This is a genomic window from Sphingomonas suaedae (assembly GCF_007833215.1).
In the GTDB taxonomy this organism is placed as follows: Bacteria; Pseudomonadota; Alphaproteobacteria; order Sphingomonadales; family Sphingomonadaceae; genus Sphingomonas; species Sphingomonas suaedae.
This window is the reverse complement of the sequence record NZ_CP042239.1, coordinates 232,897-256,810: the sequence shown is the minus strand read 5'-3', so window position 1 is coordinate 256,810 and position 23,914 is coordinate 232,897. Positions and strand designations below refer to the sequence as shown.

Annotated in this window: 35 protein-coding genes; 4 read left to right on the top strand and 31 right to left on the bottom strand. The window is 64.4% G+C overall.

Translation table 11 applies throughout. The annotated features are described in order from the left end of the window. Window positions 1–7 precede the first annotated feature (7 nt). On the top strand, window positions 8–1,564 hold the full coding sequence (locus FPZ54_RS01245; RefSeq protein WP_239019667.1) for an amidase: 1,557 nt from the start codon (window positions 8–10) through the stop codon (window positions 1,562–1,564). Between the two features lie 37 nt (window positions 1,565–1,601). On the opposite strand, the gene FPZ54_RS01240 is transcribed toward FPZ54_RS01245, so the two are convergent. The 29 genes from FPZ54_RS01240 to FPZ54_RS01100 form a co-directional block, all read right to left on the bottom strand. After that, on the bottom strand, window positions 1,602–2,252 hold the full coding sequence (locus tag FPZ54_RS01240; protein ID WP_145844389.1) for an adenylate kinase: 651 nt from the start codon (window positions 2,250–2,252) through the stop codon (window positions 1,602–1,604). A gap of 30 nt (window positions 2,253–2,282) precedes the next feature. Further along, window positions 2,283–3,647 (bottom strand): preprotein translocase subunit SecY, encoded by a 1,365-nt coding sequence (gene secY / locus FPZ54_RS01235; RefSeq protein WP_145844387.1) that lies wholly within the window; start codon window positions 3,645–3,647, stop codon window positions 2,283–2,285. A 116-nt stretch (window positions 3,648–3,763) separates the two neighbouring features. After that, a complete protein-coding gene (gene rplO / locus FPZ54_RS01230; RefSeq protein WP_145844386.1) occupies window positions 3,764–4,300 on the bottom strand; it encodes a 50S ribosomal protein L15 in 537 nt (178 codons plus the stop codon). 114 nt (window positions 4,301–4,414) lie between these two features. Then, window positions 4,415–4,594, bottom strand: a complete 180-nt coding sequence (rpmD, locus tag FPZ54_RS01225; RefSeq protein ID WP_145844384.1) for a 50S ribosomal protein L30 — start codon at window positions 4,592–4,594, stop codon at window positions 4,415–4,417. Window positions 4,595–4,599: 5 nt separating this feature from the next. Then, a complete protein-coding gene (rpsE, locus tag FPZ54_RS01220; protein ID WP_145844383.1) occupies window positions 4,600–5,304 on the bottom strand; it encodes a 30S ribosomal protein S5 in 705 nt (234 codons plus the stop codon). Between the two features lies 1 nt (window position 5,305). Further along, a complete protein-coding gene (gene rplR, locus FPZ54_RS01215) occupies window positions 5,306–5,662 on the bottom strand; it encodes a 50S ribosomal protein L18 (RefSeq protein ID WP_145844382.1) in 357 nt (118 codons plus the stop codon). Next, the gene (gene rplF, locus FPZ54_RS01210; RefSeq protein ID WP_145844380.1) at window positions 5,662–6,195 is read right to left on the bottom strand and encodes a 50S ribosomal protein L6; all 534 of its coding nucleotides are present in this window, start codon (window positions 6,193–6,195) and stop codon (window positions 5,662–5,664) included. Before rplF ends, rplR begins: the two co-directional genes overlap by 1 nt. Next, a complete protein-coding gene (gene rpsH / locus FPZ54_RS01205) occupies window positions 6,195–6,590 on the bottom strand; it encodes a 30S ribosomal protein S8 (RefSeq protein WP_145844379.1) in 396 nt (131 codons plus the stop codon). Before rpsH ends, rplF begins: the two co-directional genes overlap by 1 nt. Before the next feature lie 10 nt (window positions 6,591–6,600). Continuing rightward, window positions 6,601–6,906, bottom strand: a complete 306-nt coding sequence (rpsN, locus tag FPZ54_RS01200; protein ID WP_145844377.1) for a 30S ribosomal protein S14 — start codon at window positions 6,904–6,906, stop codon at window positions 6,601–6,603. Between the two features lie 19 nt (window positions 6,907–6,925). Then, window positions 6,926–7,510 (bottom strand): 50S ribosomal protein L5, encoded by a 585-nt coding sequence (gene rplE / locus FPZ54_RS01195; RefSeq protein ID WP_145844375.1) that lies wholly within the window; start codon window positions 7,508–7,510, stop codon window positions 6,926–6,928. Further along, on the bottom strand, window positions 7,510–7,821 hold the full coding sequence (rplX, locus tag FPZ54_RS01190) for a 50S ribosomal protein L24 (RefSeq protein ID WP_145844373.1): 312 nt from the start codon (window positions 7,819–7,821) through the stop codon (window positions 7,510–7,512). The genes rplE and rplX overlap by 1 nt, the downstream gene beginning before the upstream one ends. Then, window positions 7,821–8,189 carry a 50S ribosomal protein L14 gene (rplN, locus tag FPZ54_RS01185; protein ID WP_066574426.1) on the bottom strand — a complete coding sequence of 123 codons (369 nt, stop codon included), beginning with the start codon at window positions 8,187–8,189 and terminating at the stop codon, window positions 7,821–7,823. Before rplN ends, rplX begins: the two co-directional genes overlap by 1 nt. Before the next feature lie 107 nt (window positions 8,190–8,296). Then, a complete protein-coding gene (gene rpsQ, locus FPZ54_RS01180; protein ID WP_145844371.1) occupies window positions 8,297–8,566 on the bottom strand; it encodes a 30S ribosomal protein S17 in 270 nt (89 codons plus the stop codon). A gap of 13 nt (window positions 8,567–8,579) precedes the next feature. After that, the gene (rpmC, locus tag FPZ54_RS01175) at window positions 8,580–8,783 is read right to left on the bottom strand and encodes a 50S ribosomal protein L29 (protein WP_145844369.1); all 204 of its coding nucleotides are present in this window, start codon (window positions 8,781–8,783) and stop codon (window positions 8,580–8,582) included. A 5-nt stretch (window positions 8,784–8,788) separates the two neighbouring features. Next, a complete protein-coding gene (gene rplP, locus FPZ54_RS01170) occupies window positions 8,789–9,220 on the bottom strand; it encodes a 50S ribosomal protein L16 (RefSeq protein ID WP_145844368.1) in 432 nt (143 codons plus the stop codon). Between the two features lie 11 nt (window positions 9,221–9,231). Next, window positions 9,232–9,939 (bottom strand): 30S ribosomal protein S3, encoded by a 708-nt coding sequence (gene rpsC / locus FPZ54_RS01165; protein ID WP_145844367.1) that lies wholly within the window; start codon window positions 9,937–9,939, stop codon window positions 9,232–9,234. Window positions 9,940–9,942: 3 nt separating this feature from the next. After that, window positions 9,943–10,323, bottom strand: coding sequence for a 50S ribosomal protein L22 (gene rplV / locus FPZ54_RS01160; protein WP_066664412.1), 381 nt, complete (start codon window positions 10,321–10,323; stop codon window positions 9,943–9,945). A gap of 1 nt (window position 10,324) precedes the next feature. After that, a complete protein-coding gene (gene rpsS, locus FPZ54_RS01155; RefSeq protein ID WP_066574451.1) occupies window positions 10,325–10,603 on the bottom strand; it encodes a 30S ribosomal protein S19 in 279 nt (92 codons plus the stop codon). 3 nt (window positions 10,604–10,606) lie between these two features. Next, on the bottom strand, window positions 10,607–11,458 hold the full coding sequence (gene rplB / locus FPZ54_RS01150; protein ID WP_145844365.1) for a 50S ribosomal protein L2: 852 nt from the start codon (window positions 11,456–11,458) through the stop codon (window positions 10,607–10,609). Between the two features lie 2 nt (window positions 11,459–11,460). Continuing rightward, a complete protein-coding gene (locus tag FPZ54_RS01145; RefSeq protein ID WP_145844363.1) occupies window positions 11,461–11,775 on the bottom strand; it encodes a 50S ribosomal protein L23 in 315 nt (104 codons plus the stop codon). Then, window positions 11,775–12,404: a 50S ribosomal protein L4 gene (gene rplD / locus FPZ54_RS01140; RefSeq protein ID WP_145844362.1), complete on the bottom strand. Its 630-nt coding sequence runs from the start codon at window positions 12,402–12,404 to the stop codon at window positions 11,775–11,777. The genes FPZ54_RS01145 and rplD overlap by 1 nt, the downstream gene beginning before the upstream one ends. A 2-nt stretch (window positions 12,405–12,406) precedes the next feature. Beyond that, window positions 12,407–13,168, bottom strand: coding sequence for a 50S ribosomal protein L3 (gene rplC, locus FPZ54_RS01135; protein WP_145844360.1), 762 nt, complete (start codon window positions 13,166–13,168; stop codon window positions 12,407–12,409). A 306-nt stretch (window positions 13,169–13,474) separates the two neighbouring features. After that, window positions 13,475–13,783: a 30S ribosomal protein S10 gene (gene rpsJ, locus FPZ54_RS01130; RefSeq protein WP_066664400.1), complete on the bottom strand. Its 309-nt coding sequence runs from the start codon at window positions 13,781–13,783 to the stop codon at window positions 13,475–13,477. 189 nt (window positions 13,784–13,972) lie between these two features. Further along, window positions 13,973–14,263, bottom strand: coding sequence for a GIY-YIG nuclease family protein (locus FPZ54_RS01125; protein ID WP_145844358.1), 291 nt, complete (start codon window positions 14,261–14,263; stop codon window positions 13,973–13,975). Window positions 14,264–14,538: 275 nt separating this feature from the next. Then, on the bottom strand, window positions 14,539–15,732 hold the full coding sequence (gene tuf, locus FPZ54_RS01120) for an elongation factor Tu (protein ID WP_145844357.1): 1,194 nt from the start codon (window positions 15,730–15,732) through the stop codon (window positions 14,539–14,541). 90 nt (window positions 15,733–15,822) lie between these two features. Then, window positions 15,823–17,916: an elongation factor G gene (gene fusA, locus FPZ54_RS01115; RefSeq protein ID WP_145844355.1), complete on the bottom strand. Its 2,094-nt coding sequence runs from the start codon at window positions 17,914–17,916 to the stop codon at window positions 15,823–15,825. 65 nt (window positions 17,917–17,981) lie between these two features. Next, complete coding sequence (rpsG, locus tag FPZ54_RS01110; protein ID WP_145844354.1) at window positions 17,982–18,452, bottom strand: 30S ribosomal protein S7; 471 nt, start codon at window positions 18,450–18,452, stop codon at window positions 17,982–17,984. Between the two features lie 59 nt (window positions 18,453–18,511). Continuing rightward, complete coding sequence (rpsL, locus tag FPZ54_RS01105; protein ID WP_010545715.1) at window positions 18,512–18,883, bottom strand: 30S ribosomal protein S12; 372 nt, start codon at window positions 18,881–18,883, stop codon at window positions 18,512–18,514. A 190-nt stretch (window positions 18,884–19,073) separates the two neighbouring features. Further along, window positions 19,074–19,790 (bottom strand): SAM-dependent methyltransferase, encoded by a 717-nt coding sequence (locus FPZ54_RS01100; RefSeq protein WP_222428338.1) that lies wholly within the window; start codon window positions 19,788–19,790, stop codon window positions 19,074–19,076. Between the two features lie 58 nt (window positions 19,791–19,848). On the opposite strand from FPZ54_RS01100, the gene FPZ54_RS01095 reads away from it, so the two are divergent. After that, complete coding sequence (locus tag FPZ54_RS01095) at window positions 19,849–21,084, top strand: MptA/MptB family glycosyltransferase (RefSeq protein ID WP_186456863.1); 1,236 nt, start codon at window positions 19,849–19,851, stop codon at window positions 21,082–21,084. A 3-nt stretch (window positions 21,085–21,087) separates the two neighbouring features. Beyond that, window positions 21,088–21,576: a bactofilin family protein gene (locus FPZ54_RS01090; protein ID WP_145844349.1), complete on the top strand. Its 489-nt coding sequence runs from the start codon at window positions 21,088–21,090 to the stop codon at window positions 21,574–21,576. Between the two features lie 44 nt (window positions 21,577–21,620). On the opposite strand, the gene FPZ54_RS01085 is transcribed toward FPZ54_RS01090, so the two are convergent. Both FPZ54_RS01085 and FPZ54_RS01080 read right to left on the bottom strand, forming a co-directional pair. Next, window positions 21,621–22,895: a Xaa-Pro dipeptidase gene (locus FPZ54_RS01085; protein WP_145844348.1), complete on the bottom strand. Its 1,275-nt coding sequence runs from the start codon at window positions 22,893–22,895 to the stop codon at window positions 21,621–21,623. Between the two features lie 28 nt (window positions 22,896–22,923). Continuing rightward, window positions 22,924–23,388, bottom strand: coding sequence for an MAPEG family protein (locus FPZ54_RS01080; protein WP_186456862.1), 465 nt, complete (start codon window positions 23,386–23,388; stop codon window positions 22,924–22,926). A gap of 70 nt (window positions 23,389–23,458) precedes the next feature. On the opposite strand from FPZ54_RS01080, the gene FPZ54_RS01075 reads away from it, so the two are divergent. After that, window positions 23,459–23,908 carry a GFA family protein gene (locus FPZ54_RS01075; protein ID WP_186456861.1) on the top strand — a complete coding sequence of 150 codons (450 nt, stop codon included), beginning with the start codon at window positions 23,459–23,461 and terminating at the stop codon, window positions 23,906–23,908. The last annotated feature ends 6 nt before the right edge of the window (window positions 23,909–23,914 follow it).

The following is a 23,914-nucleotide window of genomic DNA, read 5'->3' as shown; positions in this document are numbered from 1 at the left end:
TGGGCCAATGCAAACCGACCCGAACCAAAGCGAAATGCCGATCACGCGCCGCGCTCTGCTCGCCGCTCCTGCGGTGCTGGCGCCCTCCCACACCCTCGCCACGGCCCGCCCCGCCGCCGGGATGGACGCGATCATCGCGATGGATGCCGTCGATCTCGCCGCCGCGATCCGCCGCCGCGACCTTTCGGCGCGGGAGGTGATGACCGCCCACCTCAAGCAGATCGACACACTCAATCCCCGGTTCAACGCGATCGTCTCACGCGCTTCGTCCGAGGCACTGCTGCGGGTGGCGGACGATTGCGACCGGGAGGCAGCCGCAGGCCGGTTTCGCGGGGCGCTCCACGGTTTCCCCCATGCGGTGAAGGACACCGCCCCCGCCCGGGGCCTGCGCTTCACCCAGGGAACGCCGCTCCTGCGTGACAATTATCCGGCAGCCGATTCGCTCGTCGTGTCGCGGATGCGCGCGGCCGGAGCGGTCTTCATCGGCAAGACCAACGTCCCGGAATTTGCGCTGGGATCGCACAGCTTCAATCCGCTGTTCGGCGTGACGCGCAATGCCTGGAACCCCGCAGTTTCGGCCGGCGGCAGCAGCGGCGGTGCGGCGGTTGCACTGGCACTACGCATGGTGCCGCTCGCCGATGGCAGCGATTTCGGCGGATCATTGCGCAACCCGGCGGGGTGGAACAACATCTTCGGCTACCGCCCTTCTTTCGGCCGCGTCCCCTCCGTGCCGTCAAGCGACGTGTTCGGACAGACCTTCGCGGTCTCCGGTCCCATGGCGCGGCGCGTTCGCGACGTCGCGTTCCTCCTGTCGATTCAGGCCGGAGCGGATTCGCGCTCCCCCTTCTCGCTCAAGGAGGATCCCGCCCGCTTTGCCGGATCGCTCGACCGCGAATGGAAGGGGCGCCGTATCGGCTGGCTCGGCAACCTGCAGGGCGCACTGGCGACCGAACCGGGGGTACTCGACACCTGCAAGAAGGCGCTGTCAGCCTTCCGAACCATCGGCATGGAGGTCGAAGAAGCGCGACTGAGCCTCTCCGCCGAGGAGATGTGGCGCACCGCGGTTACGTTACGCCACTGGTCGGTCGGCGCCGACCTGATCGGCTATTATTCGGACCCGGCCAAGCGCCGCCTGATGAAGCCCGAAGCGATCTGGGAGGTCGAAGGCTATCTCAAACTGACCGGACGACAGGTCGCCGAAGCCTCCGAGGGGCGCACACGCATCTATCAGGCGTTTCGCGATCTGTTCGACCGCTATGATTTCCTGATCCTGCCCACCGCGCAGGTCTTCCCCTTCGATGTCGCGCAGCACTGGCCGCGCAGCATCGCGGGGCGCGAGATGGACAGCTATCATCGCTGGATGGAGGTCACCTTGCCCGCCACGATGGCGGGCCTGCCGGTACTGGCGGCCCCCGCAGGGTTTGGCGGGGCGCGGCAACTCCCGATCGGAATCCAGATCATCGGCCCGAACCATGCCGACCTGGCCGTGCTGCAGGTCGGCCACGCCTATGAACGCGCTTCGCCCTGGATCGCGCAGACGCTTCCCGAAGCGCTCCGCGGTTGATCCGCCCCGCCCTGTCGTCAGGGCGCGGGCGGGCGCCTCACTTTCCGTCGAGGATCGCTTCGATCGCGGCAGTGACTTCGCCGATATCGGCCATGCCGTCGACCCGCTTCACCAGCCCGCGCGCTTCGTAGATCGGCAGGATCGGCGCCGTCTTGGCCCGATATTCGGCCATCCGGGTCCGCACCGTTTCCTCATTGTCGTCGGGACGGCGCTTGAACTCGGTCGAGCCGCACACGTCGCAAACGCCCTGGGCCTTCGGCAGCTTGAAGCTGTCGTGATACCCCTCGCCGCATTTGGCACAAGTGAAGCGCCCGGTGATCCGCTCGACCAGCGCGTCCTCATCGACGACCAGCTCGATCACATGGTCGAGCGTGCGGCCGCGTTCGGCCAGGATCGTGTCGAGCGACTCAGCCTGGGCCGCGGTGCGGGGATAGCCATCGAAGATCGCGCCCTTGGCATCGCCAAGCTCGTCCAGCCGGTCGCCGATGATGCCGCTGACGATCTCGTCGCTGACCAGTTCGCCCGCGTCCATCACCGCCTTGGCCTTGAGTCCGATCGGCGTCCCCGCCTTCACCGCGGCGCGCAGCATGTCGCCGGTCGAGAGCTGGACCATGCCGCGCTCGTTTTCGAGCCGCGACGCCTGGGTTCCCTTGCCCGCGCCCGGAGGCCCCAACAGGATGATGTTCAAACCGCTTCCCCTCATTTGCCGCCTCGCCCTTTAGCGCAGGCGGCCGCCCTTCAGCTTCGCCTTCTTGATCAGGTCGCCATACTGGTGGGCCAGCAGGTGCGACTGGATCTGGGTCACCGTGTCCATCGTCACGTTGACGACGATGAGCAGGCTGGTGCCGCCCAGATAGAAGGGGATCGCGAGCGCCGACACAAGATATTCCGGCACGAGGCAGATGAAGGTCAGATATGCCGCACCGATCACGGTGATACGCGTCAGGACATAATCGAAATAGGCTTCGGTGTTCTTGCCCGGGCGGATGCCGGGGATGAAGCCGCCATATTTCTTGAGATTATCCGCCGTCTCCTCCGGATTGAACACCACGGCGGTGTAGAAGAAGGAGAAGAAGATGATGCCCGCGCCATACAGCGCCATGTACACCAGCGATCCGTGCTGGAGATACTGGTTGAGGCTGATGATGAAGTCGCTCGCCCAGCCCTGGCCCGCCTGCTGCTGACCGGCGAACTGGCTGATCGTCAGCGGCATGAGCAGCAGCGACGATGCGAAGATCGGCGGAATCACGCCGGCGGTGTTGATCTTGAGCGGCAGATGGCTGCGCTCCGACTGAACGCCGCGCTGCGTCTGGCGCTTGGGATATTGGATCAGGATCCGGCGCTGCGCCCGCTCCATGAAGCAGATGAACAGGATCAGACCGGCGACCGCCGCCAGGATCGCGAACAGCGTGACCGGGTTCATCGAACCGGTACGGCCGCCCTCGAACAGCTGAACCAGCGTGGTCGGCAGATGCGCGACGATGCCCGCCATGATGATCAGGCTGATGCCGTTGCCCACGCCACGGCTGGTGATCTGCTCGCCCAGCCACATCAGGAACATCGTCCCGCCGATCAGGCTGATGACCGCTGCGATGCGGAACAGCATTCCCGGTTCGACCACCGGCGCCAGCCCCTGGCTCGCGCCAAGCGCTTCAAGCCCCACGGCGATGAAATAGCCCTGGATCGCGGTCAACGCGACCGTGCCGTAGCGGGTATATTGGTTGAGCTTCTTACGCCCGCTCTCACCTTCCTTCTTGATCGCTGCCAGCGTCGGCGACAGCGAGGTCGCGAGCTGCACCACGATCGATGCGGTGATGTACGGCATCACGCCCAGCGCGATTACCGACATGCGCTCCAGCGCGCCGCCCGAGAAGGTGTTGAAAAAGTCGAGCACGCCGCCCTGCGTGCGCTCCGCAAGCAGCCCCAACTGCGTCGGATCGACGCCGGGCAGCGGCACGAAGCTGAGCATCCGAAAGATGATCAACGCGCCCAGCGTGAACCACAGGCGCTTCTTGAGTTCGGTGGCCTGCCCAAATTTGGACAGGTTGAGGCCGGTTGCGAATTGATCGGCTGCGGATGCCATTGAGCGAATATCCTGGAAACCAAAGCGGCGGAGAAGCGTTAACCGCCACCCCGCCGCCCATATAGGTTACTGAGGGATCAGGGCAATGCGGCGCAGCGCCCCGTCCACAGTTAAAGTCAGGCCTTACCGGCCTTCTTGGCGGCGATGACCTTCTGGACCGAGCGATGCTTGGCGGCATGTTTCTCTGCGGCCGGAACGATCGTCGGGATGGTGACGCTGCCACCGGCCTTTTCGACCGCCTCGATCGCGCCCTTCGATGCGCCGGCGACGGTGAAGGCGAGCTTCGCCTTCAACTCGCCCTTGCCGAGCAAGCGCACCCCGTCCTTGCCGCCACGCGCCAGGCCGACGGCCTTCAGCGCCGCATGGTCGATCTCGGTCGCGGTCAGCTTGCCGGCGTCGATCAGCTTCTGGATCATGCCCAGATTGACCTCGGCATAGTCCTTTCCGTTCGGATTGTTGAAGCCGCGCTTCGGAAGGCGCATGTGGAGCGGCATCTGGCCGCCCTCGAAGCCGTTGATCGCGACGCCCGAGCGTGCCTTCGCACCCTTCTGGCCGCGGCCTGCGGTCTTGCCCTTGCCCGAACCGATGCCGCGTCCAACGCGCATCCGGCCCTTCCGGGCGCCTTCATTGTCGGTGAGATCGTTCAGTTTCATGTCGTGCACTCGCTTTCGCTTTTGTCGCGCTGGAAAACCGGATTCCCGGAAAATCGGAAAGGGGGCCGATAGCCCCCCTTCCCTTGTCTGTCACCTGGAAAAGGCGCCGGGGGTTCAGCCCTCGACCACCTCGACCATGTGGGGCAGCTTGCGGATCATGCCGCGGACCTCGGGGGTATCCTCGAGTTCGCTGACCTTGTGCATCTTGTTGAGGCCCAGGCCGATCAGCGTCGCGCGCTGATCCTTGGTCCGGCGGATCGGCGATCCGATCTGCTTTACCTTGATCTTCGCCATCTGACTTACTCCGTGATCGCCGCGGCGTCAGCCTCGGCAGTCTGCGAGCCGCCACGGCCAAGCAGGTCGGCAATCTTCTTGCCGCGACGCTGGGCCACCGCCTTCGGGGAATACTGGTCGCCCAGTGCCTCAAAGGTGGCGCGGATCATGTTGTAGGGGTTCGACGTACCGACCGACTTGGTCACCACGTCGGCGACGCCCAGGCTCTCGAACACGGCGCGCATCGGACCACCGGCGATGATGCCGGTACCCGCAGGTGCCGAGCGAACCGTGACCTTGCCGGCGCCGAAATGGCCCCGACCGTCATGGTGCAGCGTCCGGCCCTCGCGCAGCGGCACGCGGACCATCTTCTTCTTGGCAGCGGCAGTCGCCTTGCTGATGGCTTCCGGCACTTCGCGCGCCTTGCCATGGCCAAAGCCGACACGGCCCTTGCCATCGCCGACCACGACCAGCGCGGCAAAGCCGAAGCGCTTGCCGCCCTTCACGGTCTTGCTGACGCGGTTGATGTGGACGAGCTTCTCGATCAGCTCTTCGCCACCATCGTCGGCACCGGGGCCGCGCCGATCGTCGCGACGGCCACGGCCACCGCGATTGTCACGACCACCGCCGCGATTGTCGCCACCACGGCCACCACGGCCACGACGGGGAGCCTCGGTTGCTGCGGCTTCGGGTGCGCCCTCGGCGGGCGTCTGGTTCTGTTCGTCAGCCATCTTAGAACTCCAATCCGCCTTCACGCGCGGCATCCGCCAGCGCCTTGACGCGTCCGTGGAACAGGAACCCGCCACGGTCGAACACGACCTGCGTCACGCCAGCCTTCTTGGCGGCTTCCGCGATGCGGGCGCCGACGGCCTTGGCCGCATCGACATTCGCGCCGTTCTGGCCGCGCACATCCTTGTCCAGCGTCGAGGCGGCGGCCAGGGTCTTGCCCTGGGCGTCGTCGATCACCTGCACATAGATGTGCTTGCCCGAACGGTGCACCGACAGCCGCGGACGGCTGCCTGCATGCGCGCGGAGCGCGGTGCGGTTGCGGCGACGCCGCTTCTCGAAGAGAGAGAGACCCTTGCTCATTACTTCTTCTTCCCTTCCTTGCGGAAGATGAACTCGCCGTCGTACTTGATGCCCTTGCCCTTGTACGGCTCGGGCTTACGCCAGCGACGGATTTCCGCGGCAAACTGGCCGACAGCCTGCTTGTCGTTGCCGGAGATCTCGACGGTCGTCTGGTCGGGGGTCTTCACCTCCACACCTTCCGGCACGTCCAGATCGACGTCGTGCGAATAGCCGAGCTGCAGCTTCAGCTTGCGACCCTGTGCGTTGGCGCGATAGCCGACGCCGGTGATCAGCAGCTTCTTGGTGAAGCCCTCGGTCACGCCGGTGACCAAATTCTGCACCAGCGTGCGCTGCATGCCCCAGAACGCCTTGGCGCGCTTGGTGTCGTTGGCAGGCTTCACGACGATCATGCCATCGCCGACCTCATAAGAGATGTCGTCGGCTGCGGGCATCGTCAGGGTACCCTTGGGCCCCTTGACGCTGACCTTGCCGCCCTCGACGCTGGCGGTAACGCCTGCGGGGACGGTGATCGGCTTCTTACCGGTGCGGCTCATCAGAATACCTCCGCCAGCACTTCGCCGCCGACATTCTGCTCGCGCGCTTCCGTGTCGGAAAGCACGCCGCGCGGCGTCGAAACGATGGTGATGCCAAGGCCGTTGCGAACCGTCGGAAGCTCCTTGCTGCCCGAATAGACGCGGCGGCCCGGCTTCGAAACGCGCGCGATCGACTTGATCGCGGGCTGGCCCTCGAAATATTTCAGCTCGATGCGGATGCCGGCCGCAGGGCCCATCTGCTCTTCGCTGTAACCACGGATATAGCCTTCGCGCTGAAGCACGTCGAGCACGCGGGTGCGCAGCTTCGACGCAGGCGTCAGGACGCTGTCCTTGCGCGCGCGCTGGCCGTTGCGGATGCGGGTGAGCATATCACCCAGGGGATCGGTCAATGCCATCTTCTAACCCTTACCAGCTCGACTTGGTGACGCCGGGGATCAGGCCCTTATTGGCCAGATCGCGCAGCATCACGCGCGCCAGACGGAACTTGCGGTAATAACCGCGCGGACGGCCGGTCAGCTCGCACCGGTTGCGGATGCGCGTCGGATTCCCGTTGCGCGGGATCTCCGCCATCTTCAGGCGCGCGATCAGACGCTCGGTATCATCGAGCGACTTGTCGTTCGCTACCGCCTTCAGTTTCGCATATTTGCCGGCATATTTCTTCACCAGCTTCTTGCGACGCTCGTTCTTGAGCACGGAACTCAGTTTCGCCATGACTTAAGTTCTCTTTCCCTTACGCTGCCTGCTTCGCTTCGCCGTCCGCCTCGATGGGGAACGGGAAACCGAAGAGACGGAGAAGCTCGCGGGCTTCCTCGTCGGTCCTGGCGGTGGTGGTCACGATCACGTCCATGCCGCGCACCTTGTCGATGCGGTCATAGTTGATCTCGGGGAACACGATCTGTTCCTTGATGCCGCAGGCATAGTTGCCACGGCCGTCGAACGACTTGTCGCTCAGGCCGCGGAAATCGCGAACGCGCGGCAGTGCGATGGTGATGAAGCGGTCGAGAAACTCGTACATCCGCTCACGGCGCAGCGTCACTTTGCAACCGATCGCCATGCCCTCGCGCAGCTTGAACTGCGCGATCGACTTCTTGGCCTTGGTCACGACAGGCTTCTGGCCGGCGATCAGCTCCATTTCGGAAGCCGCCTGCTCGACCTTCTTCTTGTCCTGGGTGGCTTCGCCGACGCCCATGTTGAGCACGATCTTCTCGATCTTCGGCACTTCCATCGCATTCTTGTAGCCGAACTTCTCGGTCATCGCCTTGACGATTTCCGCGTCGTACTTCGACTTCATGCGGGGGGTGTAGGTGTCAGCCATCAGATGACATCTCCGGTCTTGACCGCAACGCGGACCTTCTTGCCGTCGCGCTCTTCAAAGCGGACGCGGGTCGCCTTGCCGTCCTTGGTCATGTGCGCGACCTTCGAGACGTGCAGCGGCGCCTCGGCGCGCTTCAGGCCACCCTGGGGGTCGCCCTGGCTCGGCTTGGTGTGGCGTACGGCAATGTTCACGCCCGATACGATGACCTTGTCATCCTTGGGCATCGCCTTGACGACTTCACCGGTCTTGCCCTTGTCCTTGCCGGACAGAACGATGACCTGGTCGCCCTTCTTGATCCTTGCAGCAGCCATCACAGCACCTCGGGAGCGAGCGAAATGATCTTCATGAAGCCCTTCGAGCGCAGCTCGCGGACCACCGGGCCAAAGATACGGGTGCCGATCGGCTCCTCGTTCTTGTTGACCAGGACGGCGGCGTTGCCGTCGAAGCGGATCACCGAGCCGTCGGCACGACGGACGTCCTTGGCGGTGCGAACGATGACCGCGCGATGCACGTCACCCTTTTTCACCTTGCCGCGGGGCTGTGCTTCCTTGATGCTGACGACGATGACGTCGCCCACGCCGGCGAAGCGACGCTTCGACCCGCCCAGCACCTTGATGCACTGAACCCGCTTCGCGCCGCTATTGTCCGCGACGTCGAGATTGGATTGCATCTGGATCATCGATCCGGTTCCTTCTCGTTCGGCCTACCGGGACAGGCGCCCGGCGGTTCCAGTTAAAGCGTTGAGCCTGATCGCTCAGGCCCAGAAAAGCTTAGGCCCAGAAAAACTTAAGCGTTGTCGGCCCGCTCGGGCGTCGCGTGGGTATCGACCCGCTCGATCACCTTCCAGGTCTTCAGCTTGCTGATCGGCGCGGTCTCTTCGATCCGCACCGTTTCGCCGGCCTTGTACTCGTTCGCCTCGTCATGGGCGTGATACTTCTTCGAGCGACGGATGATCTTGCCATAGAGCGCGTGCTTGACCTTGCGCTCCACGTTCACGACCACCGTCTTGTCGCCCTTGTCGGACACGATCTGCCCGGTCAGCACGCGCTTCGGCATGTTCGTTGTCCTCTTACTTCGCAGCCGAGCGCGAACGCTCGTTCTGCAACGTCTTGATGCGGGCGATGTCCTTGCGGACTTCCTTCACGCGGCTCGGCTTTTCCAGCTGGCTGGTCGCTGCCTGGAAGCGCAGGTTGAATGCCTCGCGCTTCAGGTTGCCCAGCTCTTCGGTCAGCTGATCGTCGCTCTTCGCGCGCAGATCACTTGCCTTGGTCATTTCTATCAACCCTCCAGGTGCGACGTGTCGCCGAGGCGGGCCACGACCTTGGTCTTGATCGGCAGCTTCATCGCCGCGCGCTCGAACGCTTCCGCCGCGAGCGGGCCGGGAACGCCGTCCAGCTCGAACAGGATGCGACCAGGCTTCACGCGCGCCGCCCAATATTCGAGACCGCCCTTGCCCGAGCCCATGCGGACTTCGGCAGGCTTGCTCGACACCGGAACGTCCGGGAAGATGCGGATCCACAAACGCCCCTGGCGCTTGATGTGACGCGTGATCGCGCGGCGGGCCGCCTCGATCTGGCGTGCGGTGATCCGCTCCGGCTCCATCGCCTTCAGGCCGTACGACCCGAAGTTCAGCGTCGCGCCGCCCTTGGCCTCGCCCTTGATCCGGCCCTTGAAGGCCTTGCGGAACTTCGTCTTTTTCGGTTGCAGCATCTGCCTAACCCTTAGCGACGGTCATCGCGCGCCGGGCGAACGCCCGTCGTCTGCGATTCCATGTTCAGGCGATCGGTCGCCATCGGATCATGGCCCAGGATCTCGCCCTTGAAGATCCAGACCTTGACGCCGCACACGCCATAGGCGGTGTGGGCCTGCGCCTCGGCATGGTCGATATTCGCGCGCAGCGTGTGCAGCGGAACGCGGCCCTCGCGGTACCATTCCGACCGCGCGATTTCCGCGCCGCCCAGACGGCCGCCGCAGTTGATGCGGATGCCTTCGGCGCCCAGACGCATCGCCGACTGAACGGCACGCTTCATGGCGCGGCGGAACGCGATGCGGCGCTCCAGCTGGTCGGCAATGCCCTGCGCGACGAGCTTGGCGTCGACTTCGGGCTTGCGGATTTCGACGATGTTCAGCGACACGTCCGAGCTGGTCATCGACGCCAGCTTCTTGCGAAGCTTCTCGATGTCCGAGCCCTTCTTGCCGATGATCACGCCGGGGCGTGCGGCAAAGATGCTGACGCGGCACAGCTTGGCCGGACGCTCGATCACCACCTTGGAGATCGCCGCCTGCGGCAGCGTCTTCATGATGTACTGGCGGATCTTCAGATCCTCCAGCAGCAGGCGGCCATAGTCGGCGCCCTCGGCGAACCAGCGGCTGTCCCAGGTGCGGTTGATCTGCAGGCGCAGACCGATCGGGTTGCTCTTGTGACCCATGAGTTACGCCTCTTCCTGCACTTCGCGCACCACGATCCGAAGGCGCGAGAACGGCTTCAGGATGCGCGTGGACTTGCCGCGGCCACGGGTGTGGAACCGCTTCATGGTGATCGACTTGCCGACCGACGCCTCGGCGACGACAAGTGCGTCGACGTCGAGATTGTGGTTGTTCTCGGCATTGGCGATGGCCGAAGCCAGAACCTTGCGCGCGTCAACCGCCATCGCCTTCGTGCTGAAGGAGAGGATGTTGAGTGCGTCACCGGCCTTCTTGCCGCGGATCAGCCCAGCCACCAGGTTCAGCTTCTGCGCTGAACCACGGATCTGCGTGCCGACCGACAGCGCCTCATTGTCGCCGACGCGACGGGGAGCCTTGGGCTTCGACATCTTAGCGCTTACCCTTCTTGTCGGCGGCGTGACCCGGGAAATACCGGGTCGGCGCGAATTCGCCGAGCTTCATGCCGACCATGTCCTCGTTTACCGAGACGGGCACGAACTTGCGGCCGTTATAGACGCTGAACGTCAGGCCAACGAACTGCGGCAGGATGGTGGAGCGACGCGACCAGGTCTTGATCGGACCGCCACGGCCCGAATTCTCCTGCGCGGTCTCTGCCTTCTTGAGCAGATGAAGGTCCACGAACGGACCCTTCCAGACTGAGCGAGCCATGGGTTAGCCCTTCTTCTTCGCGTGGCGGCTACGGATGATGAACTTGTCCGTCGCCTTGTTGTGACGGGTGCGCGCACCCTTGGTCGGCTTGCCCCACGGGGTGACCGGATGACGGCCGCCCGAGGTCCGGCCTTCACCACCGCCGTGCGGGTGGTCGACCGGGTTCTTCGCGACGCCGCGGGTCAGCGGGCGGATGCCCTTCCAGCGGTTGCGGCCAGCCTTGGCGAGGTTGGTGTTGCCGTTGTCGGGGTTCGACACCGCGCCCACCGTCGCCATGCACTCGCCACGGATGTAGCGCTGCTCGCCCGAGTTCAGACGAACGATCACCATGCCGCGGTCACGGCCCACGACCTGCACATAAGTGCCTGCCGAACGCGCGATCTGGCCACCCTTGCCCGGCTTCATTTCCACATTGTGGACGATGGTGCCGACCGGCGCCTGGCCGATTTCCATGGCGTTGCCCGGCTTCACGTCGGTCTTCTTCGCCGCGAGCACCTTGTCGCCAACGGCGAGGCGCTGCGGAGCGATGATATAGGCGACGCGATCCTTGCCGTTCTCGTCCGCACCATAGTTGATCAACGCGATGAAGGCGGTGCGGTTGGGATCATATTCGATCCGCTCCACCGTACCTTCAACGTCCCACAGGCGGCGCTTGAAATCGATGATACGATAACGCTGCTTGTGGCCGCCCGCGATGCCGCGCGAGGTCACATGGCCCTTGTTGTTGCGGCCGCCGGTCTTGCGCTTGCCTTCGGTCAGCGCCTTGACGGGGCCGCCCTTGTGCAGACCCGAACGGTCCACCAGGATCAGGCCACGCCGCGCCGGCGAGGTCGGATTGTAATTCTTGAGCGCCATGGTCAGTTGACCCCCTGCGTCACGTCGATCGAGTCACCGTCCTTGAGGGTGACGACCGCCTTCTTGATGTCGCTGCGCGTGTAGGGCTTGCCCTTCCAGCGCTTCGTCTTGCCCTTCTGGACGATCGTGTTGACCCCAGTCACCTTCACGTCGAACAGCGCCTCGACCGCCGCCTTGATCTGCGGCTTGGTCGCATCGTTGGCGACCTTGAAGACCACCGCATTGTGTTCGGACACAAGCGTCGACTTCTCGGTGATGTGCGGCGCGACAATCACGTCATAGTGACGGATGTCGATCTGCTCCTGCTTCTTAGCCATTAGTTGGCCCCTCCCGGGAGGGCGAAGCGCGCCTCCAGCTTCTCGACGGCAGCGCGGGTCAGGACCAGCGTGTCGTGCTTCAGGATGTCATAGACGTTGGCGCCCGCCGCCGGCAGGACGTTGACGCCCACCAGATTGCGAGCGGCGAGGAAACCGTTGCCGGCCTCTGCGTCGATCACCAGCGTGCTGCGACCGACCTTCAGGCCAGCGAACTGGTCCTTCAGCGCCGCGGTCTTGCTCGCCTCGAACCCGTCGAGGACGATCAGCGAACCCGCCTTGGCGTGGCTCGACAGCGCCATCTTCAGGCCCAGCGCGCGAATCTTCTTGTTCAGCGAGATGTTGAAGTCGCGGAGCCGTGCACCGTGAGCCTTACCACCGCCGATGAAGATCGGGGCCGCGCGATCGCCGTGACGGGCGGTACCGCCGCCCTTCTGACGACCGAACTTCTTGCCGGTACGCGACACTTCCGAACGCTCGCGGGTCGGGCGGGCAGTGCCGCGACGATTCCACAGCTGCCAGGTGACGACGCGGTGCAGGATGTCGGCGCGCGGCTCGAGACCGAAGACTTCGTCCTTCAGCTCGATGTCGCCCGATGCCTTCGCGTCGAGGGTTTGAACCTTGACCTTCACGTTCAGCCCTCCTGGCCTTCGGTCGCCTCAGGCGCCTCGGCCGTGTCGGCCGGGGTGTCCGCTGCGGCGGTGTCGTTGTTGCTGTTGGCAGCCTGCTTGATGCCGGCCGGGAACGGCGCATCCTTGTGCGCAGGAACCTTGACCGCGTCCTTGACGAACAGCCAGCCGCCCTTCGAGCCAGGGACCGAGCCCTTGACGAAGATCAGACCGCGCTCGACGTCGGTGCCGACGATCTCGAGATTCTGCTGGGTGCGGTTCTTGTCACCCATGTGACCGGCCATCTTCTTGTTCTTGAAGACCTTGCCCGGATCCTGGCGCTGACCGGTCGAACCGAGCGCACGGTGGCTGATCGACACGCCGTGCGTCGCACGCATACCGCCAAAGCCCCAGCGCTTCATGCCGCCCGCAAAGCCCTTGCCCTGCGTGCGGCCCTGAATGTCGACGAACTGGCCAGCAACGAAATGGTCAGCCGAAATTTCGGCGCCCACGTCCAGCAGACCGTCCTCATCCACGCGGAATTCCGCGAGGATCGCCTTGGGCTCCACTTCGGCCTTGCCGAACTGGCCGCGCTGCGGCTTGGCGACATTCTTTGCCTTGGCGCTGCCCGCACCAAGCTGGACGGCGGTGTAGCCATCCCGATCCATCTCGCGACGGGCGACGACCTGAACGCCTTCGAGGCTCAGGACGGTGACCGGCACATGGCGGCCATCATCCTTGAACAGGCGGGTCATCCCCAGTTTCTTCGCGATCACGCCAGTGCGCATGATCCGTTGCTCCTCAATACAGAGGCACCCCACGGACCATTCCGAAGGGTGCGTGATGGGCGCCCGCCAAAGCAATACTTTGGCGGGAACCCGACTCAGCCCGTAAATATAATGCGAGCCCCCGTCCGGGCTGAATTCCCGCCCGGAAGCAGGAAAGACGGGGGACGCAGCCCGGACCGAAGTCCGGCGGTATCCCTATGTCGTTTTTGAGCCTTGGCTCTGGGTCGGAACATCGGATCGGGATCGATCCGGCCAGCCCTGCGCGACTCCGGCGGAATCGCGAATCTCGTTGGGAGAGCGCGGCCTTTAGGCCAGCTTGATCTCCACGTCAACGCCAGCGGCGAGATCGAGCTTCATCAGCGCATCCACCGTCTGGGCGGTCGGCTGAACGATGTCGAGCAGGCGCTTGTAGGTGCGCGTCTCGAACTGCTCACGCGACTTCTTGTCGATGTGCGGACCACGGTTGACCGTGAACTTGTCGATGTGGGTGGGAAGCGGGATCGGGCCACGGATCATTGCGCCGGTGCGGCGCGCGGTGTCGGCGATATCGCTGGCGGCCTGATCGAGCACGCGATGGTCGAACGCCTTCAGGCGAATGCGGATATTGTTGTCCATGTCCCTACCAATGCGAAAGAGCGGGGCGCGTGAAACACGCCTCTTGCTGGTTCATACGCTAAAACGAAGGCGCGCCACTACAGGGGATGCGGCGCATTGACAAGGGGGCGCGGGGGAGAAATTTCGCCAAAGCGCCACCCAATCGTCACCCCGGCCTTGAGCCGGGGTCCCGCTTCTCCATTCTACTGGTCAGGCCAGCAACTCGAACAAATCCCGCCACTCCGGATTCGAGCGCTCGATCAGCTCGAACTTCCACTCCCGCCGCCAACGCTTCATCCGCTTCTCGTGCGCAATCGCATCGGTGATGTCTGGTGCATGTTCGGCCCAGACGATCCGCGTAAGTCCATAGCGGCGACAGAAATCCGATCCAGCGCCGTTCCGGTGCTGATGGACCCGAGCGGCCAGATCAGCGGTCACGCCGACATACATCGTGCCGCGATATCGGTCCGCCATGATATAGACCCAGCCGCCCCGCGCCATTCCCCGACATCAGAAGCAGCGGGACCCCGGGTCAAGCCCGGGGTGACGAATTGAAGCGGATCAGATAAGAAAATGCGTCACTCCGGCCTTGAGCCGGGGTCCCGCTGCCTTCCAGCGCAGTCGACGCAAAAGCGCATATGACGGCGGCTCACGACCACCGAATGCGGCCCTCGCGCCACCCCCGCGAAAGCTAGCGATAAGAAAACCATAAACAAAAAGCCCGGCCTCCCCTGGGGAAGGCCGGGCTCTTCATTCTCAGCCCCGAAGGGCGTCGATTACTTCTGGATTTCGCTGACGACGCCGGCACCCACGGTGCGGCCGCCTTCGCGGATCGTGAAGCGCTGGCCGACGTCCATGGCGATCGGCGCGATCAGCTTGATGCCGAGCGCGACGTTGTCGCCGGGCATGACCATCTCGGTGCCCTCGGGCAGCTCGATCGTGCCGGTGACGTCGGTCGTGCGGAAGTAGAACTGCGGGCGATAGTTCGCGAAGAACGGCGTGTGACGGCCACCCTCGTCCTTCGACAGGACGTACACTTCCGACTTGAACTCGGTGTGCGGGGTGATCGAACCCGGCTTCGCGAGCACCTGGCCACGCTCGACTTCGTCGCGCGCAACGCCGCGGATCAGCGCACCGATATTGTCGCCGGCCTGGCCCTGGTCGAGCAGCTTGCGGAACATTTCGACGCCGGTCACGGTGGTCTTGCGAACGGTCGGCTGGATGCCGACGATCTCGACTTCCTCACCCACCTTGATGATGCCGGTCTCGACACGGCCGGTCACCACGGTGCCGCGGCCCGAGATCGAGAACACGTCTTCGATCGGCATCATGAACGGCTTGTCGAGCGGACGATCCGGCTGCGGGATCGACTCGTCGACGGCCTTCATCAGCGCGACGATCTGGTCGTGACCGATGTTGCGGTCGCGATCTTCCAGCGCGGCCAGAGCCGAACCACGGATGATCGGAATATTGTCGCCGTCGAAGTCGCGCTTGCTCAGCTCTTCGCGGATTTCCATCTCGACGAGCTCGAGGATTTCCTCGTCATCGACCTGGTCGACCTTGTTGAGGAACACGACCATCGTGGGCACGCCGACCTGCTTGGCGAGCAGGATGTGCTCCTTGGTCTGCGGCATCGGGCCGTCGGCAGCCGAGACGACCAGGATCGCGCCGTCCATCTGCGCCGCGCCGGTGATCATGTTCTTCACATAGTCGGCGTGGCCGGGGCAGTCGACGTGCGCATAGTGACGGCTGTCCGTCTCATACTCGACGTGCGCGGTCGAGATGGTGATGCCGCGCTCGCGCTCTTCCGGAGCCTTGTCGATGTTCGCGAAGTCAACGGCGGTGCCGCCGCCGGTCTCTGCGAGCACCTTGGTGATCGCCGCGGTCAGCGAGGTCTTGCCATGGTCGACGTGACCGATGGTGCCGATGTTGAGGTGCGGCTTGTTCCGCTCGAATTTTGCCTTCGCCATTGTTTCCTACCTTCTGAGTCTATTTCCCGGACCGCCATGGGACTCACGAGAACGCGGCCCCATAGCGGGAGATTTTGGATAACGCCAGCCTTAGGCCAGCTTTGCTTTCACTTCGTCGGCCACGTTCGGCGGCACTTCGTCATAGTGCGAGAACTGCATCGAGTACTGCGCACGTCCCTGCGTGAACGAGCGGAGCTGGTTCACATATCCGAACATGTTCGCCAGCGGCACCATCGCATCGACCGTCTGCGCGTTGCCGCGGCTGTCGGTACCCTGGATCTGGCCACGGCGGCTGTTGATGTCGCCGATCACGTCGCCGAGATACTCCTCGGGAGTGACGACTTCCACCTTCATCACCGGCTCGAGCAGCGTGATGCCCGACTTCTGGGCCGCTTCGCGCATCGCGCCACGGGCACAGATTTCGAACGCCAGCGCCGACGAGTCGACGTCGTGGTACGCACCGTCATACAGCAGCACTTCGAAGTCGATGATCGGGAAGCCGACCAGCGAACCCGTCTGCGCGGTCTCGCGGAAGCCCTTTTCGATCGCGGGGATATATTCCTTGGGAATATTACCGCCCTTGATCTCGTCCTTGAAGACGAAGCCCGAACCGCGCTCGCCCGGCGTCAGCTTGACCTTGACGCGACCGAACTGGCCGGTGCCGCCCGACTGCTTCTTGTGGGTATAGTCGATATCGACCGGCTTCTTGAGATACTCGCGATACGCCACCTGCGGCGCGCCGACATTCGCCTCGACCTTGAACTCGCGCTTCATGCGGTCGACCAGGATCTCGAGGTGGAGCTCGCCCATCCCCTTGATGATGGTCTGGCCCGATTCGTGATCGGTCGAAACGCGGAACGAGGGGTCCTCGGCAGCCAGGCGGTTGAGCGCGATGCCCATCTTTTCCTGGTCGGCCTTGGTCTTCGGCTCGACCGACAGCTCGATCACGGGCTCGGGGAATTCCATCCGCTCGAGGATGATCGGGTTCGCGGCATCACACAGCGTGTCGCCGGTCGTGGTTTCCTTGAGACCCGCGATGGCGACGATGTCGCCCGCGCGCGCTTCATCGATGTCCTCACGCGAGTTCGCGTGCATGAGGAGCATACGGCCGATCTTTTCCTTCTTGTCCTTCACCGAGTTCAGGTAGCTGCCCTTGGTCAGCGTGCCCGAATAGATGCGGGTGAAGGTCAGCGAGCCGACGAACGGGTCGTTCATGATCTTGAACGCCAGGCCCGAGAACGGCGCCTTGTCGTCGGCCGGACGCGAATCCGGGGTCTCGCCGTCGAGCTTCACGCCCTGGACGTCCGGAATATCGAGCGGCGACGGGAGATAGTCTACCACCGCGTCAAGCAGCGGCTGAACGCCCTTATTCTTGAACGCCGAGCCGCACAGGATCGGCACGAACGCCATCTCGAGCGTGCCCTTGCGGATCAGACGCTTCAGGTCGGCGACCGACGGCTCGTTGCCCTCAAGATACGCCTCCATCAGCGCATCGTCCTGCTCGACAGCCATTTCGATCAGGTCGCTGCGATACTTCGCGGCCTTTTCCTTCAGATCGTCGGGGATGTCGGCATATTCGAACTTCGCGCCCAGCGACTCTTCGAGCCAGATGATCGCGCGGTTGTTGACCAGGTCGACCAGGCCCTTGAAGCCGCCCTCCATGCCGATCGGCAGGTACAGCACGGCCGGGCGCGCGCCCAGGCGATCGACGATCGTGTCGACGCAGAAATAGAAGTCGGCGCCGGTGCGGTCGAGCTTGTTGACGAAGCACATGCGCGGAACCTTGTACTTGTCCGCCTGGCGCCAAACCGTCTCCGACTGCGGCTCCACGCCGGCAACGCCGTCGAAGCACGCGACCGCGCCGTCGAGCACGCGCAGCGAACGCTCGACCTCGATCGTGAAGTCGACGTGTCCGGGCGTGTCGATGATGTTGATCAGGTGCTCTTCACCCTTGCCGTCCTCGGCGCGCCACTTGCACGTGGTCGCGGCGGACGTGATCGTGATCCCGCGCTCCTGCTCCTGCTCCATCCAGTCCATCGTCGCCGTGCCCTCATGCACTTCGCCGATCTTGTAGGACTTGCCGGTGTAATAGAGGATGCGCTCGGTCGTCGTGGTCTTGCCGGCGTCGATATGCGCCATGATACCGATATTGCGATAACGCTCGAGCGGATGGCTGCGGGCCATGATCGGGGTTCCTTGAGAATTTGGGAAGCCGGACAATCCGGCTCCCCATTATGTAGGTAGGGAAATTACCAGCGGTAGTGGCTGAACGCGCGGTTCGCTTCCGCCATGCGGTGCGTGTCCTCGCGCTTCTTCACCGCGTTGCCGCGATTGTTCGCCGCATCCATCAGCTCGCCCGAAAGGCGCGCCGACATGGTGTTTTCGCTGCGGTTGCGGGCCGAGGTGATCAGCCAGCGGATCGCCAGCGCCTGCGCACGCTCGGGGCGCACCTCGACGGGGACCTGATAGGTCGCACCGCCGACGCGGCGGCTGCGGACCTCGATGCCCGGCTTGATGTTGTTGAGCGCTTCGTGAAAGACGCCGATCGGGTCCTTCTTCGCACGCTGCTCGACAACCTCGAGCGCCGAATAGACGATGCCTTCGGCGACGGCCTTCTTGCCGTCCAGCATCACGCTGTTCATGAACTTCGACAGGACCTGATCTCCGTACACGGGATCGGGCAGGATTTCCCGCTTTTCGGGACGACGACGACGTGCCATCTTGAATTTCCTTCTAAAACTTCAGCCGGTTCCGGAACCCGTCCGGGGCTTACTCTGGCTTACTTCGGACGCTTCGCGCCGTACTTCGAACGGCTCTGCTTGCGGTCCTTGACGCCCTGGGTGTCGAGCACGCCGCGCAGCACGTGATAGCGGACACCGGGAAGGTCGCGCACGCGGCCGCCACGGATCAGCACCACCGAGTGCTCCTGCAGGTTATGCCCCTCGCCGGGGATGTACGAGATGACTTCGCGGCTGTTGGTCAGACGGACCTTGGCCACCTTGCGGAGCGCCGAGTTCGGCTTTTTCGGGGTCGTGGTATAGACGCGGGTGCAGACACCGCGCTTCTGCGGGTTCTGTTCCATCGCAGGGACCTTGCTCTTGGCCTTCTGCGGTTCGCGGCCCTTGCGGACCAGCTGGTTAATCGTCGGCATGAAGCCCTTCACCTTCCAATGGTTACTTTGCTGGAGCCATGATTCCGGAAAATACGAAAGGACCCTGGCGGCCTAGCGCGGCCTCCGGGCCCTGGCGTCTCCAACAACGTTCAGCTCAAAATGCCCGCAGGACGGAATCCTGTCAGGCGCGGCGGCCTATAACCGCGCGGCCGCAAAGGGTCAACGGGGGTCAGACACCCGTCCGCGCTGTTGCCGGCCCTACGGTTGGGGCATCTCGATCGGCACCGTTCGCCATCGAGTCCGCCCGTTCGGGGATACGCCAGAGATAGACGGTCGCACCGCCCGCCTTGGCGACCTTTTCGGGCTTCCAGTCCCCCATGTCGAACGCGTGGCTCACCACCCGCGTCCCGGGCCGCAACTGCTCGAACAGCCGGGGGCGCAGCCGCAGATTGACCTCCGGCAGCAGATACATGGTGACCACATCGGCGGACCGCAAATCGGTCTCGAACAGATCGGCGGCCTCGAATCGCACGCGATCCGCGACACCCGCATCGCGGGCATTGTCGCGGGCCTGCGCGACCAGCACCGGATCGATATCGACGCCCAGCCCCTGCGCGCCGCGCTCGCGTGCCGCCGCGATCAGGATGCGTCCGTCACCCGTGCCAAGGTCGATGACCGTGTCGCCCGGAGCGATCTCCCCCAGTTCCAGCATCAGCGCGACCACCTCGCGCCGCGTGCTCTTGTAGGGTACGTCCAGCGCCGGCCCGCCAAAGATCGTCGTCGCCGAACAACTCACCATCGTCGGCAGCATACACCGCCCGCCCAGCGCGATCAGGCCAAGCGCCAGCACCGCCAGCACAAGCGCGACGATCCGGATTCGTGCGGCGGGAGACGGCATTCGAACCATGCCGCACCATATCTGCATATCCGCGCGGGTCTTGTCCACGGGGGCGGGCGCGCCGCGCTTAACGCGATTTTCAGGGCAACCGGGCCAAAGCCACGCCATGCCCCCGGTTTCCGCCCGCCCTGTCGTCCACACACCTCCGCTCTGGCTGACTGCGCTCGTCGCGGCGGCACAGGCCTGGGCATTCTGGCCGCTCTTCACGCCGGACATGACCGCCTATCTGCTTCCCTGGCTCGAAACGATTCGTGCGCACGGCGTGCTTGAGGCGTTCGCCCGGCCCTTCTCCAACTATATGCCGAGCTACCTCTACCTGCTCGCCGCATTCAGCCCGCTCGCGGACTGGCTCGACCCGATGAGCGTCATTAAATTGCTCTCGGTTGCCGGAACTGCCGCGCTTGCGCTGGCGATGCACCGGCTGCTCGCCGCGTTGCAGGTGTCGCAACGCGCGCATTGGGCGGCGCTGGTGGTCGCCCTCCCCTCGGTCGCGTTCAACGCGCTGCTGATGGGCCAGTGCGACGCGATCTATGTCGCCGCCTGTCTGGTGGCGGTCGCCATGGCCCTCGAGCGGCGTCATATCGCCATGTTCGTCTGGTGCGGGGTCGCGGTGGCGTTCAAGGCTCAGGCGGTGCTGGTCGCCCCCTTCTTCCTCGCGCTCGCGATCCAGCGCCGCGTGCCCCCAACCCAGTGGCTGGCCGCCCCCGCCGCGCTGCTCGCCCTCATGCTCCCCGCCCTGTTCGTCGGATGGCCGCCCGCCGATCTCGCCACCGTCTATGTCCGCCAGGCAGGGACGTTCAGCAACGATATTGCCCGCAACGCGCCCAACATCTGGTCGCTCGCCGGAATGATCGCGCCCGATTTCGCTCCGCGCCTGTTCGGCCTTGCCCTTGCCGCCGCACTGGGGGCCGCGGCCTGGTTCGTGGCGAAGATGCAGATCGTCCGCTTCGACGCTGCCGGACTGGTCGGCATGGCCGCGCTCGCCGTTCTGCTCACCGCAGGCCTGCTGCCACGGATGCACGAGCGCTATTTCCTGCTAGCCGACATGCTGATCCTCGCCTTCGCCATTGCACGCGGCACGCGACAGGGCTTCGCGCTCGCCGCTCTGGTTCAGATCGGCTCGTTCGCCGCGATTATCGGCTATCTCGGGTTGGGGCCCCCGTTGGTCGCGCTGGGGGCATTGTGCATGATCACGGCGACCTGGATCGCCGCCCGACCGCTGGTTTCGCCGAATGCAAATGATAATCCCCCAACGGGACGAATTCCGCGACCAGCCGTGCTGCGATGCGACACCGCCTATGGTATTGAAAGCCGACTCAAATTCCGGGGAAGTGGGGAGTAGAGTATGTTCAACAGCAATCGTTCGCGTGATGACCGTCCGGCAATGCCGCCCGCGCCGCCGGTCCAGCCCAGCGGCGGGTCGTCGAAGCGCGGCATGTTTTCGGTCATCGGGCCGGACATCGTCATCACCGGCAATGTCAAGGCGAGCAGCGAACTGCATATCGAGGGGCGGGTCGAGGGCGATGTCGATTGCGGCACGCTGGTCCAGGGCGCCGAGAGCCAGATCTTCGGCAGCGTCACCGCCGAATCCGCACGCCTCGCAGGCGCCATCGAAGGCACGGTCCGCGTCAAGCAGCTGACCGTCGAGCGCGCCGCGCGCATCACCGGCGACGTCGAATATGAGAATATCACGATCGAGAATGGCGGCCATATCGACGGTCGCCTGAAACATATGAGTGCGGTCGCCGCCGCGCCGCTGCGCGCCGAGCCGGTTCAGCCCGCCGTCTCGGTGGCATCGGTCGTCTCGTCAAACTACGGCCAGAGCGCCGCCTGATCGGATGGCCGGGGCCGCACGCTGCGGCCCCGGCCTTCCCCATCCTATTCAGCCACGCGCGCGCCACCCTTGATGACGTCGGTCACGCGGGTCAGCACGCCCACATCCTTCAGCGGATCGCCCTCCACCGCGACGATATCGCCATAGCGGCCCACCGCAATTGCGCCGACATCCTTGCTGCGTCCCAGCGCCTCGGCAGCGTTCAGCGTCGCCGCGCGGATCGCCTCCATCGGCGTCATCCCATATTCGACCATCACCCGGAACTGCCCCGCTGCGGTCCCGTGCGGCATCACGCCTGCGTCGGTGCCGAACACCATCTTTACCCCCGCCGCATGAGCCTTGCGGAAGTTATCACGCTGAATCTGCGCGATCTCGCGATCCTTGCGCAGATTATCCTCCATCACGCCGTTGTTGGCGCCCTCCGCCTGCGTATAGTCGGTGTTGTAGATATCCATCGAGAACCAGACCGGCTGTTTGCGTGCGACCGCCAGCTTGATCCCCTCGTCATCGACGAGGCTGGCATGTTCGATCGTGTCGATGCCCGCGCGGATCGCCGCCTTGATTCCCGCCGCGCCATGCGCGTGCGCGGCGACCTTCAGGCCCCATTGATGCGCCTCGTCCGCGATCGCGCGCATCTCCTCCTCCGACAGCTGCTGCTGCCCCGGCTCGGTGTTGCGGGAAAAGACGCCGCCGGTCGCGCAGATCTTGATCACCTCCGCGCCATATTTGCGCTGCTCGCGCACGATGCGGCGCAGTTCCTGCGCCCCGTCGCCCACTGCCACGCCCTTCGACTTGAACGAGGGCGGCAGATAGGTGCTGTCGCAATGCCCGCCCGTCGCGCCCAGCGAATGCGCCGCCGGTACGATGCGCGGCCCGACGATCAGCCCTTCTTCGATCGCCTGTTTGTAGCCGACATCGGCGTAATTCTCGGACCCGACATTGCGGATCGTCGTGAACCCGGCCTTGAGCATCGCACGCGCATTCGCGGTTCCCTGGATCGCCCAGAAACTGTCGGTGAACTGCAATCCCGTATAGCCGCCATAACGCGGGTTGCTGTCGAGATGGACATGCATGTCGATCAGCCCTGGCAGGATCGTCTTGCCGTCCAGGTTGATGTGCGTGACATCACTGCCCCAGCGCACCGTGCGCGCATCGGCGATGCTGGTGATTCGGCCGTCGGTGATGAAGATCGCAGGATGCTCGACCACCGTCCCTTTGACGACGTCGATCATCCGGTCGGCGGTAACGACCACCCGCTGCGCCGCAACGGGCGTAGCGACGATCAGGGCCGCCGCGACGGCGAAAGCTCGAAACCTCATGCGATCCCCTTGTCGTAATCCCGTTCGATCAACCGCGAGCGACCGCGTCAGTTGCCCGGTCGAACACCACCTGCGCGCTCGCCAGATCGATCGCGAAGCCGATCCACATCGCCATCAGCACCACGCCGGACGCAACGAACAGCATCGCCCGCACCGGTACCTTCTTCGGCCCGATATGCACGAAGCTGTGCGCGATGCGGATTGCGACATAGATCCAGGCGAGAACCACCTGAATGTGATTGTCGAGGTTGGTGATCAGCAACAGCGGCACCAGCGCGAAGTAGAGCACCGGCATCTCGAACAGGTTGCGATAATTGTTGGCGGGCATCTCGACCGGCGCGAAATAGCGCATCGCCGCATCGCCGCTCGCGAACGTCTCCCGGCCCGGCGGATTGGCGCGGATATGCCGCGCCCGCGTCACGAACATCGTCAGGAACACGATAAAGGCCAGCCCCGCCAAAACGATCGTCGGCCAGAGAATCGCCATGCCCATGAAACTTCCCCCATCTGCCTCGGTTTGCCAAGGTGACGCGACGCGTCGTTCGAGTAAAGTGGAGGATGGAATGCTGACTGGATCGGAAGGTGGATGCCGCTGCGGACGGGTGCGGTTCCGCATCGATGCCGAACCGCTCGTGACCGCCGTGTGCCACTGTCGCGGCTGTCAGCGCATGAGCGCCAGCGCATTCTCGACCACGATCACGCTGCCCGCCGACGCGCTCGCGGTCATTGCGGGCGAGCCCGTGATCGGCGGCCTTCACGGGGACGAGGCGCGGCATCACCACTGCGACTGGTGCAAGAGCTGGCTGTTCACCCGCCTCCCGCCCGAATATGGCGCGATCAACGTCCGCGCCACGATGCTGGACGATCCCGGCTGGTTCGCGCCCTTCATGGAAACCTACACCAGCGAAAAGCTTCCCTGGGCACAGACCGGCGCTGCCCACAGCTTCGAAGCGTTCCCGGAACCGTCCGACTATCCCCGGCTGATGCAGGCGTTCGCGCAGGCGAACGCCTGATCGCCC